The sequence below is a fragment of the Chryseobacterium sp. 22458 genome (assembly GCF_052044975.1).
GTDB lineage: Bacteria > Bacteroidota > Bacteroidia > Flavobacteriales > Weeksellaceae > Chryseobacterium.
In genome coordinates this window covers 780,140-793,163 of record NZ_JBQEOA010000001.1, presented here as the reverse complement: position 1 = coordinate 793,163, position 13,024 = coordinate 780,140, and the positions used below count along the sequence as shown (strand labels likewise).

Below are 13,024 nucleotides of genomic sequence, written 5' to 3'. Positions count from 1 at the left end.
AATCTTATAAATCTAATCATGTTAAAATGCTGCTTTGCCATCATTAAAATTCGCCTCATAAATTGCCATCCAACCAAAATACACTAGTGATGCTACTCCCATAAAACCGCTTGAGCGGAAGGATATCTGGTTTATAAGGATTAAAATCTCAGGAATATCAGAGATAAAATTATAAAATTAGAGTATTGAACCCAATACTCTAATTTGTTTGCTATACTTGAGATACTAGCTGAAAATTATACTATTTTTTATCTTCACCATATATCTTTTTTAAATTTTCAATTTGCTGAGCTTTCTGTAAAGAATCTTCATTTTTTTCTTTTGCAATAAATTCTGGTGAATAAGGCCCAGTTTGATCTTTTTTTGATTGTGCAAATATTAAATAAAATGAAAAAATAAAATTTAAAATAATAAATATTACAACACTATATACTTTCCATTTAGTTATTTTGATTTGCTTCTTAGGTAAATTATCAAATTCTTTAACAATACATTTCCATTTGTCATTCTTATGAAAAATTAAATAATCAATAAAAGCTAACAATAATACAATCATTATTAGAATTTCATTTTTAACTATTCCAGCATTTGTATCAAGTATTAAATTATAATAATTAGTAAAAGATATTAATAAAGAAATTTCAAGAATAATTAAATACAAACTAGCAATAAACTCATAAGAGAAAATAGTAGATGACCTTTTTGCATGTAGATAAATTATATAAAAAGCAAAATAATAAGCTCGCTTTATTCTTGTCATTTTTTAAAATTTTAATGCTAAATTACTGAAAAAAGGATGTCCTGTGGTTTGTTGCTCGTGAGCCTCAGTTTTTGCTGCTGTTTCAGAAGCTCCAACCCATCCTCCTGGATAAAAATTATCTATTCCAAAATATAATATACTAAGCATGGCGCCATAACTACCCCCCTCGCTGGCGCAAGCGTCACGCTTGTGCCAATCATAAATCTACATCTATTTTTCATGTTAAAAAATATAGATACAAAACTCTCTATGAATATTCCGATTTTAAAATTTAACAAGCCCTTACTTTTTTGTAAGGACTTGTTTTTTTATTATGGTACGAGCGAGACGCTCGCACCAGCGGGGGATTAAATCCTGACGGCCAATTAACCCCAAAATACCCCGATTCTTTCATAAGAACCCCAAATGGATGATTATGGCCAGTTTCTAACCATTTATATCCTTTGTCAACATAACTCTTTGGTATTCCATAATTAGTAACATCACCTATACGATGCTGAGATGTAATTAAATATACTGTTGTATTTCCAAATATTCCATCCTTAGAAAGTTTATCAAAACTCCATTCCTTATTAGTATTTGAGGCAAGGAAATAATAATAATTTTTAATTTGTTTAGAAGAAATATTAGGATTCTCAAGTGTTACCTTTGTTTCTATAGGAACATCTCCCTGTCCATATGATCTCCATTCTGTAGTTTGTTTAAAATTTTGTGTAAATTCTTTGTTCACTTTAATGGATTTACTACCATCTTCATTATAATATCTATCAAAACTATCTTGAGTCCTTCTCATTAATTCTAATCGACCATTTTTACGAAGTTTATAATCATCTTTAGGCTCTCTTCCATCCGGATCAATAAATCTCAAAGGATTATTAAACGCATAATTATAAGGACTATGTCTTGTCATTTTCTCCGCCAACGGATCTACCACTCCCCATCTTCCTAAATCCTGCATATACATCCTCGCTCCATAATCATACATCCCTGTTTCTTGCAGCTCCTTGCCATTGTACTTATAATTATAAGTAATCTCATAAAATACGAGGTTACTTATTATCTACCACACGATGCAATAGTGCAACAGAGTTATTTCGATTCTATAAACTCTACTACTTCCTGTTTTGAGTTATAAATTATAAATTCTACTGTCTTATGAGTTAAAGAGACTGTATTAAAAAATTCTCTAGCTTTTTGGATACTTTCACAGATATAGTATATTTCTTGATTTTTTGCATCATTTTGATAAATATTAAAATTTAGATCCAAAATAATACCTGTCTCTCTGTTCGCCATTACAATAGCAAACTCATATTCTTTTAAAATGGGAAAGTTCATATTTTTTATCTTTCTAATTTAACTTTTTTTACATTCGCACCTTTTATAACACCTTCAACTAATGTTTGTTACACTATTATTAAATAGTTCTTGTAAAATATCAGCTTGGGATTGTGACCAGTTGGGAGATATATTAAGCTTAAGGATCAGGAGAGTTTAATTTATCAATAAAATCTTTGTTAAAGGGATTTGTTAACTCATCCCCATAAATAAGGTCTAAATATTTTATTATATCGCCATCTTCATAATTAAAATTAATTTTAATTAAATGGAATGATGCATTCTTCGGTATTCTTTTTTTATTAAAAATTGTAACTATACTTTCTAAAGTTAGATTTTTATCTTTTTTGATTTCTTCTATAATTTCTAAATGTTTCATTATTTAATTTCGAATTTTTTTGAATTTTGAACTCTTCCTGTTACCTTACCTGTCGCTCTTTGCCCATAATAACTAATTGATTTAAATCCTTTATTTTTAGCCCAGGCTTCGATGCTATTCCTATAATCTTTTATTCCAATTTTACCGGCATATCTGGAATATGCTTCTTCTAACGTGATTTCTCCAGATAATACCTTCGTTGGGATTATATCGACTTTTGCATTTACATGGGTGCCTTGTGGTTCTAAATTTGTGTATATAGTCATATCCGGTGCTTCACCATTTCCTTCAAATGAAAAAATAGCAAAATCCTCCCCTATTGCTTCAATATTGTACCCTAGGATTGTAGGAATATTTGTCTCTACTTCTGCTGCGTTCTCTACAACATTTACGGCTTTAGTTGCTCTGCCATAACCTCCAAACATATTATAGCCACCTCCACCAAAGTCTAGCATTTCTTCCCGTTTACTATTTCCCATCAGCCTAAAAATCCTATCCATTTTTGTTTCTCCCTGATTATAAAATGGGCTTCCTTGCCAACGGCGGTAAGAATTTAATCCTCCATATTTATCTGCATTTGTTTTAGAAGTGTACTGATTTGTAAAACCTCTTTTAATTCCGTTCAAGAGCCTAGTAAAAAAATTACTCGTTTTTCGTCTTACAGTAATTACAACTTCTTGTATATTATACGTTTTTCCGTCTGTTCCATCTCCAGGTCCTCCAGAAGGTGCTCTACCATCAGGATCGATAAAGCGAATTGGATTATTAAAAACGTAATTATAGGGCGACCAGCTTCTCATTTGCTGAGCTAAAGGATCCACCACACCCCATCTTCCAAGATCAGGCATATAAAATCTTGCTCCATAATCATACATACCTGTCTCCTGCAATTCCTTACCATTGTACTTGTAGTTTTGATAAATACCTTTTCCAAAGAATGAATTTCCGGTTCTCAAGTGATTCATCCCAAATGGATAATAATCATTAGTATCTGTGATTTCAAGAGCACCTTCGCTGTTTTTTGCAAACTTACTATGGCATTGCCAAGATGATCTCCGTACTGGTAAATATAACTAATTGTTAAAATACTGCCACACGAAAGAATTCGTGCCACAGCTTTGGTTCTTTTTTATTGCTCACGGATTACAAATCTGCGAGATCAAGTTAATTATCATCAAGCTCCTGGCTAAATTTTATTCCTTTTTTTAAAAGTATTTCTTTTATCTCTTTTGATTTTTGTTGTGGAGATATACGGATAACTTCATTTTTTGAATTTAACACAATATACCAGTTTTTAGAATCATAATCTATTAATTCAGTTGCAAGATTAAAATTTTCATATTTTGTTTGTTTAAATGAATGTTTTAATAGATCTGATTTATTCAGCGACTCATTTATAATCAATTTATATCCTTCAATTTCATACACTTTACTATATTCAAAGTCCTGTAATAATTTTGGATTAACAAACCATATATCTAACCAATAGGAATTTTTATCATTTTCACTCGTATTGGCTCCAATTATTAATATATTTTCTTTTTTACTGATTTCTGTTTCTGAATTTCTATAGTCAATAAATGCCTTAACAATATTTTGATATAGAGTATTTTTTTTCTGACTATGTAGATTATTTTTACAGCTACTCATAAATAGCACTGCAAAAACTAATAAAAAGTAATTTTTCATATTTTATTTTTTTATGTTACCTGTATATGTAGATGTTTTATTGTTATATCTGAAGTAGCCGACACCTGGAGTATATTGATAAACACTTTGAATATTTGGATTGTAGCTTTTTCGGTCACCACTAGGTAATCCTGCCTCAGTTAATATACCACCAGTTTTTTTATCACGATATGCATTAAAGCCTGAAGGTCCCCATTCAGAACCTGGAGGATGAGAGTGAACTCTTTCCTGTCGAATTGCATCTTTTGTAATATGGAATCCTGAACCTCCTAAGTTATTATTTTCAAGAACATTTGCAGCGCTAGCACTTTCATTTGTAGAATGATTAGTACCTACAATATTTGTAGAAAAACCATCTAAAAAATTAAATGTATCTTGTCCAAATTCCACGGATGTATTATTTGCCGCAAATTCAAAAACTTGTGTTGCAACGTCGTAATTTTGAATTTGCATATAAGTAAATTCAGTTCCTCCCGAAATTCCCTCGTGGCCAGGAGTATTATAAGAAACTGTTTTAGCTTCTCCTATTTGTGAATCTCCCGTAGGATTTGATTCCGATACATTTGTACGGGTTATTTGAATAGACTTAGACTCATCTTCGTTTGTAATAGTATCATAGGGATTACTGTCTTTTGTTCTTTCTATATTACCATTGTTAAATATCTTAATCTTATCTTCTGCCTGCCTTCCATCAGGATCAATAAATCTTATAGGATTATTGAAAGCATAGTTATAAGGAGACCATCTTCTCATCTTCTCACTCAACGGATCTATCACACCCCACCTTCCTAAGTCAGGCATATAAAATCTTGCACCATAATCATACATTCCCGTCTCTTGGAGTTCTTTGCCGTTGTACTTATAGTTTTGATAAATACCCTTCCCGAAAAATGAATTCCCGGTTCTCAAGTGATTCATCCCAAATGGATAATAATCATTAGCATCTGTGATTTAAAGAGCGCCTGTGCTGTTGTATCCTTGTATTTCCAAGATGAAACTTATACTGGTAAATATAACAGTTTTCTAAGAGAAAGAAAGCCACGGCAAATACAGTGGCCTTACTTTATTTATGGACCCGAGCGAGAAGCTCGCACCAGCGGGGGGGGAATATCTACAAATTAGCTTCTTAAAATTTTAACATCTTTTATTGCTTTTGTTATAGAATTTGAGTAGTAGACTATATTCTATATCTTTCATTACAAAATTCAACAAATTCATTTGAATTTATAGGAGGAAGTTCTTCAACCGTAGCACAAGCGTTCTTCGAATTTAAATAATTTTTAATATCCTTTATTGTTTCAATTTGTTGAATTAATGCTGGATCATTTCCAATAATAGACACTCCAAAAATTATTTTCCCGTCATCAGTATATTGTAACGTTATTTGCTTAATTGTTGCTGATTTATCCATATTATCAAAATAGATTGTATACTCATAATCTATATTATCTTCTAAATGCATTAATAGTTCTCTTATTGAATGAAAAATTTTTTCTGGTGAATCAGAAAATTCAGGAAATGGATAATCTATAGCTAAATCCTCTACTCCTAATGGAAAATACTTTGAAAAAAAATCATAAACAATTTCTAATTTTCTAGTATCAACAAGATAATATGAATCTATATATTGTGGCATAATTAAAATTTTAATATTTAAGGCATTTTTCCGGCACTAATAAACTTACCTTGAAGGGTTTCATAGTAAAAATATTTTTGACCATTAATAATAGGTTCTGTTCTATTAACTGTAGTTTTAACTCCATTGACTAATTCTTTTGAATTAAAAAATCTTTTTGCACCAGCACTTCGAACATTTGTTACACTATTATTAAATAGTTCTTGTAAAATATCAGCTTGGGATTGTGACCAGTTGGGAAGGTCAAACTCAGAAGCATGTCTTGTATAACTATGTTGAAATGCTCTGCGCTCAGCCCTTGTCATTTCTGCCCATGGAGTGGTATGACCTACTCTTACAATCTCACTCTCAGTTTGCATTAATGCTCTTATGACTTTTCCTGTCCCAGCAGTCAAAAGATCTAATGCAGCCCCTTGAATCAACGGGTTTTCAGCAACCATCATCTGAATATTAGTTTTCCCTCGGGATTCGGGAACTGAGCTAATGGTAGCTCCCCATAGATCAATAGATGAGGGTGGAACACCTATCCCTCCTCCTTCTGCACTTCCCACATAAAATGTACTAACATATCCTTTCGAATTAAAAGTATCAGTAATACTTAAATTACTAGTGTGAGAACTTACATTCCATGTGCCATTACTTCCTTTATTAATAGCTATACCATAAGAACCTGAACCTAATTTATTTGCCCACTGTTCTGCATGAATTCTAGCATCTGATTTTGTGAGATTGTTCCAAAATCCAGCACCTCTAACCCATCTTCCATCAGGATCTGTAAAATTAATGGGATTATTTACAGTATAATTATATGGTGAGTATCTTCTATAGATTTCTGCTAATGGATCCACAACTCCCCATCTTCCCAAATCCGGCATATACATTCTCGCACCGTAATCATACATACCTGTCTCCTGAAGCTCCTTCCCATTGTATTTATAGTTTTGATAAATACCCTTCCCGAAAAATGAATTTCCGGTTCTCAAGTGATTCATCCCAAATGGATAATAATCATTAGTATCTGTGATTTCAAGAGCACCTTCGCTGTTTTTTGCAAACTTACTATGGCATTGCCAAGATGATCTCCGTACTGGTAAATATAACTAATTGTTAAAATACTGCCACACGAAAGAATTCGTGCCACAGCTTTGGTTCTTTTTTATTGCTCACGGATTACAAATCTGCGAGATCAAGTTAATTATCATCAAGCTCCTGGCTAAATTTTATTCCTTTTTTTAAAAGTATTTCTTTTATCTCTTTTGATTTTTGTTGTGGAGATATACGGATAACTTCATTTTTTGAATTCAACACAATATACCAGTTTTTAGAATCATAATTTATTAATTCAGTTGCAAGATTAAAATTTTCATATTTTGTTTCTTTAAATGAATGTTTTAATATATCTGATTTATTCAGCGACTCATTTATAATCAATTTATATCCTTCAATTTCATACACTTTACTATATTCAAAATCCTGTAATAATTTTGGATTAACAAACCATATATCTAACCAATAGGAATTTTTATCATTTTCACTCGTATTGGCTCCAATTATTAATATATTTTCTTTTTTACTGATTTCTTTTTCTGAATTTCTATAGTCAATAAATGCCTTAACAATATTTTGATATAGATTATTTTTTTTCTGACTATGTAGATTATTTTTACAGCTACTCATAAATAGCACTACAAAAACTAATAAAAAGTAATTTTTCATATTTTTATTTTTTATGTTACCTGTATATAGATGCTTTATTGTTATATCTGAAGTAGCCAACACCTGGAGTATATTGATAAACATTTTGAATATTTGTATTGTAGCTTTTTCGGTTACCACCAGGTATAAACTTTACAGAGTGAAGTATTAATGTGTAAGCGTCGAGCAATCAGCAGAAGGATTAGAAAATGTAATATCTTCGTATGTATCCGAGAATTTTAATTTTCTATTCATTAAAATTGACTTCATACACCCCGAAATCGGAACTGGTGATAAAAAAGTTATTTCATTTTTTTTGTTTAAAACAATATGCCAATTTTTAAAATCATAATTAGCTATTGTTTTCTTTTGATTGAAATTTTCATATTTAGTTTTTTTAAACATTTTCTCAATAGCTTCGCATTTATTATTGGGTAATATAAGTTTATATCCTTCAAACATATAAACATTTTTATATTGAATACCTTCCATAAATTCAGGTTTGAAAAAAGCTACATCAATTGAATATTCACTTTTCTCTTTTGTTTGGTCGTGAAAACTCACTGCTAATATTTCATTCCTATTATCAACTTTTCGTTTTTTAGAAATATATTCTATATATCCTTTGATAATATTATGTAAATCTTGTTTTTTAATAGTACTTTTATTAAAAGTAAAAAGGAAAACAAGAGTAATTAAAAGTATTTTTTTCATAGATGTAGATTAATTTATTTTTTCGTTCCTGTATATATTGCTTGATTGTAATTATATTTTACATAGCCACCATTCGCACCATTATTTTTTAGCCATGTATTATAAACATACTTAGATATTGCATTATTGCTTTTTGAACGTCCCTTATCACCACCATCTTTATATGCTACTCCAAATGTTGGATTTCCTTTGTTCCAATTTCCTTCACTAAATCCAGAAGGATTATATTCAAATCCTGGATGGGAATGAACGGCTTCAGAATACACTCCATCTTTTGTTATATGCATTGAACCAGACCCCATACTCAAATTATGATTAGCTAAGACATCAGCAGCACTTGCGTGCTTAGTTTCATTGTAATTTGTACTTATTACATTTGTAGAAAATCCATCAGAAAAATCAAATTTATCCTGCCCAAATTCTACAGAAGTATTGTCCGCTATAAATTCGAAAACTTGTGTAGCTGTATTGTAATCATTTATTTGGAAATAACCAAAATCAGGTCCAACTCCTGCAATTGAAACCTTTTCATTCTTCAACTCGCTTATTTGAGAATCTCCTCTTGGGTTAGCTTCAGTTACATTAGTACGAGCCACTTGTATAGACTTAGAACCATCTTCATTAGTGATTGTATCATAATTATTGTTATCTACAGTTCGCTCTATTTTTCCATTATTAAAAATCTTAATAATATCTTCATTCTGCCTTCCATCAGGATCAATAAATCTTATAGGATTATTAAAAGCATAGTTATAAGGTGACCATCTTCTCATCTTCTCTGCCAGTGGATCCACAACTCCCCATCTTCCCAAATCCGGCATATACATTCTCGCACCGTAATCATACATTCCTGTCTCCTGCAATTCCTTCCCATTGTATTTATAGTTTTGATAAATACCTTTTCCAAAGAATGAATTTCCTGTTCTTAAGTGATTCATCCCAAATGGATAATAATCATTAGCATCTGTGATTTCAAGAGCGCCTGTGCTGCTTCTTCCGAAACTAATTCTCACATTTCCCAGATGAGTTTTATTTATTTATGAAATACAAGCTAGAAGATTGCACCAGCAGGGAGTATGTTTTATATATTTCATTCTTTTAAATACCAATTTTCTTTATATTGTTTATAGAAGTATCCTTTTTTAAGCCTTTCAGTGTTTGGCAATTTATCAAATCTAATTAATAAAGCAGGGGAATTAATTTCAAAAGGGTTTATAAATACGTTATTATCTTCGTCGACTGACAATAGAACAATGTCATATTTCCGAAAATGAGATATTAATTTTTCAATTTCTTTATTGTTAAAATAATCTGTAATTTTTGCTTTTGTTAACATTGACTTATTTATTTTAACTACCTCACCTTTAACTTCATCATATTCAATAAAATAAAGAGGCTTATTGCCTTCTGAGTCTCCTAACATATATATTGTTTCTGAATTATTTTTTTGCCTAATAGCAATAAAAGATTTTTTAAAAATAGAAAAATCAGAATCATTATACTTAGATATAATAGAATCTATGTCTTGCTTTTTTGAGTTCTGACAAGAACAGAAAACTGCAAAACTTAGAAAAAATATTATTTTTAAAATTTTATGGTACATTTTTATTTTTATTTTGTTGTTGAATAGCCTTTTCTAATATTGCTCTAAAGCTGTTTCTGCTAGAATAATTAGCTCCCTTAATAATAGATTTTTGATCATCAGCTGAATCCCATTGAGATTTATATCCATTACTTTTTGAATTAATTAAACTATTGGCGTGTCCTGCCATTTGCAATGTCGAATAATCAAAGCCTAACGTATAACCAGAAGCTGCCCATAAATAGTTACCAAAATTCATATGATTTTGAGCCGTATCATCTCCCTCTGGAATAAATAACATTGGAGAAGGCTTTTTCAAAGGATTAGAACTTGCACCTTCTGAAAAAAATTCGGATGGTATTACAGAATAAGAATAATCAAATTTATGTCCTCCTTTACTTTCTCTATAAAAATTTGACCAATTATTTTTATTATCCGGATCAAATGCACCTTGCTGATTTAGCATACTTTTAATTTGATTTTTGTTTACAAAAACAACTTTATTAATAATACCACTTCTAATGTCTTTTGTATCACTTACTGAATCAGAAAATCGATAATTTTGTCTTGCTCCTGTTTTTGAATTTTCAATTACTAATTTATCTGGTTGATTTTTTTTGTCAATTCTTACAAATTTTCCGTGCTGATTAAATATGAAATCATCTTTTGGTTCTCTACCATCCGGATCAATAAATCTTATAGGATTATTGAAAGCATAGTTATAAGGTGACCATCTTCTCATCTTTTCCGCCAATGGATCCACAACTCCCCATCTCCCAATATCCGGCATATACATCCTTGCTCCATAATCATACATCCCAGTCTCTTGAAGCTCTTTACCATTGTACTTATAGTTTTGATAAATACCTTTTCCAAAGAATGAATTTCCTGTTATCAAGTGATTCATCCCAAATGGATAATAATCATTAGCATCTGTGATTTCAAGAGCGCCTGTGCTGTTGCTTGCTAAACTTATCCTTGTATTTCCAAGATGAACCTGATACTGGTAAATATAACAGTTTTCTAAGAGAAAGAAAGCCACGGCAAATACAGTGGCTTTACTTTATTTATGGACACGAGCGAGACGCTCGCACCAGCGGGGGGCCTTATTGTTTAAATTCTAAATTTATTCATCATCTTCTAAGTTCTCATACTTATAGTCTGTCAAAACAAGTATTCCAAAATATTTCCATTCAAACTCATCCTGATAATTAATCCTTAATATTAACTTTTTTTTTGTTCTTTGAAGAACCTCAATAGATTTAATTATTTGAACATGTGATGGATATTTCCCGTATGGCGAAGAAGCAATGAAGTTTTTAGGATCTTGTTGGATTACATTAAATTCATGGAAGATCCCCAATTTTATTTTTTCTTGTGATCTAAAATCTCCTGATTTCAAACAGATTATTTTTTGAAAAGACTTACTCTCATTGTCATATTTAAATATACTTTCGTCGTCTGAATCATATTTTAAATATTCATATTTCATCTTTGAAGTATCTTGTTTAAAATAATCAAAAATTCCAATGTCTATTTTTTCCTTATTTAACAATCCTGGTCTATAGCTTATTATAATTGGCTTATAAAATTCCAAAATTTGAGCTTTCGCTCTATTAGTGCAACAACTTATAAGTACTAAATATAAGATTATTATGAAATTATTTCTTTTTTTCATTTTTTTTGTTTTTATTTTCTTCTCTAACTTTTAGAAGTTGGTTTGTGATTACATCTGAAGGGGATCCAGTAGTACGGGGAGCTATAAGTTTGAATGCATCAGTACCATATTTTATGTGATCTACATCAGCATCACCAGTTGAATCTTCTATATGTGATTTTACTTCATGATAAAGACTTTCTGCTAAATCATAATTATTATATCCTACACTTTTTTGATTTCCTTCATCATCCGTATTTATTACAGTATATCTTTCAGCACTATTCTCTTTAAAATAATTTTCATTTAAAGCCACTAAATGAATTTTTTTATCTCCTGATTGTGATACATCTAGATTATCGAAGACCGTTGCATTTTTATATACTTCTGGAATTTTAATTTTTCCGTTTTTTATAAATCCCATAGAGCCAATATCGTCAAGTGTTGTCGCAACAGTTTTAGAATTAGAACCAAAATTTTTAGAATTTATATAAATATCTTCTGTCTTACTTGTACCATATTTATCCCATAATCTTTTTCCTTCAGGAGTTTTATATAAAATTTCTTTAGAAGCTTTAAATGCACCATTTTTTGTCATAATAATGATGTCTTTTCCTTGTTTCCCATCCGGATCAATAAATCTTATAGGATTATTGAAAGCATAGTTATAAGGAGACCATCTTCTCATCTTCTCACTCAACGGATCTATCACACCCCACCTTCCTAAGTCAGGCATATAAAATCTTGCACCATAATCATACATTCCCGTCTCTTGGAGTTCTTTGCCGTTGTACTTATAGTTTTGATAAATACCCTTCCCGAAAAATGAATTCCCGGTTCTCAAGTGATTCATCCCAAATGGGTAATAATCATTAGCATCTGTGATTTCAAGAGCACCTTCGCTGTTTTTTCAAAACTTACTATGGCATTGCCAAGATAATCTCCGTACTGGTAAATATAACTAATTGTTAAAATACTACCACACGAAAGGATTCGTGCGGCAGCTTTGGATTTTTATGTTATCCACTACACGATACAATCGTGCGAGAGCGGGGGTTTCTCCTATAAAATCTACAAGTTTACATCTTATCAAGTGGAGGAAAATTAGATTTCCCATCCCATACCTCAAAAGATATTAGGTCTCCATCGGCTTTATTATCATTAATACAATTAGTGAAAACTATATCTGATAAAGAGGAGTCGAGTATTGTATTTATAAAAATGCAATTTTCAAAAATAGATTTATAAAAATTACAATTGTTTAAATTGCAATTAACAAAAGTACAGTTAATAAATTTTGAAGCAGGTGAATGGGCATTTGAAATTTCTGTTTTTATAAATATTGTATTTTCAAATAAAGCTCCTGTTAATATTATGTCACTAAATATTGATTTGTTGATAATAGAATTCTTAAAAACAGATGTAGGTAAAGTACATGATTTATACACAGCATTATTAAAGCTACACCTTATAAATCGTCCTCCTCTAAAATCACAATCATCAAACTGAGAATTCCTAATTTCTACTTTATCTAAAACAATTCTATGAAAGTTTTTATTTATATATGTATTCAT

Annotated in this window: 17 protein-coding genes and 1 pseudogene; all 18 read right to left on the bottom strand. The window is 30.6% G+C overall.

Translation table 11 applies throughout. The features are described from left to right. Nucleotides 1–241: 241 nt before the first annotated feature. The 18 genes and pseudogenes from ACTJJF_RS03385 to ACTJJF_RS03300 all read right to left on the bottom strand — a co-directional run bounded on the left by ACTJJF_RS03385 (nt 242) and on the right by ACTJJF_RS03300 (nt 13,024). Nucleotides 242–760: a hypothetical protein gene (locus ACTJJF_RS03385; RefSeq protein ID WP_440698700.1), complete on the bottom strand. Its 519-nt coding sequence runs from the start codon at nt 758–760 to the stop codon at nt 242–244. 271 nt (nt 761–1,031) lie between these two features. Beyond that, nucleotides 1,032–1,619, bottom strand: coding sequence for a JAB-like toxin 1 domain-containing protein (locus tag ACTJJF_RS03380; RefSeq protein ID WP_440699226.1), 588 nt, complete (start codon nt 1,617–1,619; stop codon nt 1,032–1,034). Continuing rightward, nucleotides 1,599–1,787, bottom strand: a pseudogene (locus tag ACTJJF_RS03375) (RHS repeat-associated core domain-containing protein); the annotation flags it as partial. The gene ACTJJF_RS03380 and the pseudogene ACTJJF_RS03375, both read right to left, overlap by 21 nt. Nucleotides 1,788–1,849: 62 nt before the next feature. Then, nucleotides 1,850–2,098 carry a hypothetical protein gene (locus ACTJJF_RS03370; RefSeq protein ID WP_241315480.1) on the bottom strand — a complete coding sequence of 83 codons (249 nt, stop codon included), beginning with the start codon at nt 2,096–2,098 and terminating at the stop codon, nt 1,850–1,852. A 139-nt stretch (nt 2,099–2,237) separates the two neighbouring features. Continuing rightward, a complete protein-coding gene (locus ACTJJF_RS03365; protein ID WP_241330559.1) occupies nt 2,238–2,477 on the bottom strand; it encodes a hypothetical protein in 240 nt (79 codons plus the stop codon). After that, the gene (locus ACTJJF_RS03360) at nt 2,477–3,442 is read right to left on the bottom strand and encodes an RHS repeat-associated core domain-containing protein (RefSeq protein WP_440698699.1); all 966 of its coding nucleotides are present in this window, start codon (nt 3,440–3,442) and stop codon (nt 2,477–2,479) included. Before ACTJJF_RS03360 ends, ACTJJF_RS03365 begins: the two co-directional genes overlap by 1 nt. Nucleotides 3,443–3,641: 199 nt before the next feature. Then, entirely contained in the window at nt 3,642–4,166 is a 525-nt protein-coding gene (locus ACTJJF_RS03355) for a hypothetical protein (protein WP_440698698.1), read from the bottom strand. Between the two features lie 3 nt (nt 4,167–4,169). Beyond that, nucleotides 4,170–5,084: an RHS repeat-associated core domain-containing protein gene (locus ACTJJF_RS03350; protein ID WP_440698697.1), complete on the bottom strand. Its 915-nt coding sequence runs from the start codon at nt 5,082–5,084 to the stop codon at nt 4,170–4,172. Nucleotides 5,085–5,343: 259 nt separating this feature from the next. After that, entirely contained in the window at nt 5,344–5,802 is a 459-nt protein-coding gene (locus ACTJJF_RS03345) for a hypothetical protein (RefSeq protein ID WP_440698696.1), read from the bottom strand. Between the two features lie 17 nt (nt 5,803–5,819). Then, a complete protein-coding gene (locus ACTJJF_RS03340) occupies nt 5,820–6,794 on the bottom strand; it encodes an RHS repeat-associated core domain-containing protein (protein ID WP_440698695.1) in 975 nt (324 codons plus the stop codon). Between the two features lie 199 nt (nt 6,795–6,993). Next, nucleotides 6,994–7,518 carry a hypothetical protein gene (locus ACTJJF_RS03335; protein WP_440698694.1) on the bottom strand — a complete coding sequence of 175 codons (525 nt, stop codon included), beginning with the start codon at nt 7,516–7,518 and terminating at the stop codon, nt 6,994–6,996. A gap of 147 nt (nt 7,519–7,665) precedes the next feature. Further along, complete coding sequence (locus ACTJJF_RS03330) at nt 7,666–8,211, bottom strand: hypothetical protein (protein WP_440698693.1); 546 nt, start codon at nt 8,209–8,211, stop codon at nt 7,666–7,668. Between the two features lie 14 nt (nt 8,212–8,225). Further along, nucleotides 8,226–9,224: an RHS repeat-associated core domain-containing protein gene (locus tag ACTJJF_RS03325; protein ID WP_440698692.1), complete on the bottom strand. Its 999-nt coding sequence runs from the start codon at nt 9,222–9,224 to the stop codon at nt 8,226–8,228. A 77-nt stretch (nt 9,225–9,301) separates the two neighbouring features. Continuing rightward, nucleotides 9,302–9,814, bottom strand: coding sequence for a hypothetical protein (locus tag ACTJJF_RS03320; RefSeq protein ID WP_440698691.1), 513 nt, complete (start codon nt 9,812–9,814; stop codon nt 9,302–9,304). Next, on the bottom strand, nt 9,804–10,835 hold the full coding sequence (locus ACTJJF_RS03315; RefSeq protein ID WP_440698690.1) for an RHS repeat domain-containing protein: 1,032 nt from the start codon (nt 10,833–10,835) through the stop codon (nt 9,804–9,806). Before ACTJJF_RS03315 ends, ACTJJF_RS03320 begins: the two co-directional genes overlap by 11 nt. 84 nt (nt 10,836–10,919) lie before the next feature. After that, nucleotides 10,920–11,471: a hypothetical protein gene (locus tag ACTJJF_RS03310; protein WP_440698689.1), complete on the bottom strand. Its 552-nt coding sequence runs from the start codon at nt 11,469–11,471 to the stop codon at nt 10,920–10,922. Further along, nucleotides 11,455–12,303 (bottom strand): RHS repeat-associated core domain-containing protein, encoded by an 849-nt coding sequence (locus tag ACTJJF_RS03305; RefSeq protein ID WP_440698688.1) that lies wholly within the window; start codon nt 12,301–12,303, stop codon nt 11,455–11,457. The genes ACTJJF_RS03310 and ACTJJF_RS03305 overlap by 17 nt, the downstream gene beginning before the upstream one ends. A gap of 226 nt (nt 12,304–12,529) precedes the next feature. Further along, nucleotides 12,530–13,024, bottom strand: coding sequence for a pentapeptide repeat-containing protein (locus ACTJJF_RS03300; RefSeq protein ID WP_276162026.1), 495 nt, complete (start codon nt 13,022–13,024; stop codon nt 12,530–12,532).

Coding starts and splice junctions, on each gene's coding strand:
- ACTJJF_RS03385 (WP_440698700.1), bottom strand. CDS start 760: ATGACAAGAATAAAGCGAGCTTATTATTTTGCTTTTTATATAATTTAT.
- ACTJJF_RS03370 (WP_241315480.1), bottom strand. CDS start 2,098: ATGAACTTTCCCATTTTAAAAGAATATGAGTTTGCTATTGTAATGGCG.
- ACTJJF_RS03365 (WP_241330559.1), bottom strand. CDS start 2,477: ATGAAACATTTAGAAATTATAGAAGAAATCAAAAAAGATAAAAATCTA.
- ACTJJF_RS03360 (WP_440698699.1), bottom strand. CDS start 3,442: ATGAATCACTTGAGAACCGGAAATTCATTCTTTGGAAAAGGTATTTAT.
- ACTJJF_RS03355 (WP_440698698.1), bottom strand. CDS start 4,166: ATGAAAAATTACTTTTTATTAGTTTTTGCAGTGCTATTTATGAGTAGC.
- ACTJJF_RS03350 (WP_440698697.1), bottom strand. CDS start 5,084: ATGAATCACTTGAGAACCGGGAATTCATTTTTCGGGAAGGGTATTTAT.
- ACTJJF_RS03345 (WP_440698696.1), bottom strand. CDS start 5,802: ATGCCACAATATATAGATTCATATTATCTTGTTGATACTAGAAAATTA.
- ACTJJF_RS03340 (WP_440698695.1), bottom strand. CDS start 6,794: ATGAATCACTTGAGAACCGGAAATTCATTTTTCGGGAAGGGTATTTAT.
- ACTJJF_RS03335 (WP_440698694.1), bottom strand. CDS start 7,518: ATGAAAAATTACTTTTTATTAGTTTTTGTAGTGCTATTTATGAGTAGC.
- ACTJJF_RS03330 (WP_440698693.1), bottom strand. CDS start 8,211: ATGAAAAAAATACTTTTAATTACTCTTGTTTTCCTTTTTACTTTTAAT.
- ACTJJF_RS03320 (WP_440698691.1), bottom strand. CDS start 9,814: ATGTACCATAAAATTTTAAAAATAATATTTTTTCTAAGTTTTGCAGTT.
- ACTJJF_RS03310 (WP_440698689.1), bottom strand. CDS start 11,471: ATGAAAAAAAGAAATAATTTCATAATAATCTTATATTTAGTACTTATA.
- ACTJJF_RS03305 (WP_440698688.1), bottom strand. CDS start 12,303: ATGAATCACTTGAGAACCGGGAATTCATTTTTCGGGAAGGGTATTTAT.
- ACTJJF_RS03300 (WP_276162026.1), bottom strand. CDS start 13,024: ATGAATACATATATAAATAAAAACTTTCATAGAATTGTTTTAGATAAA.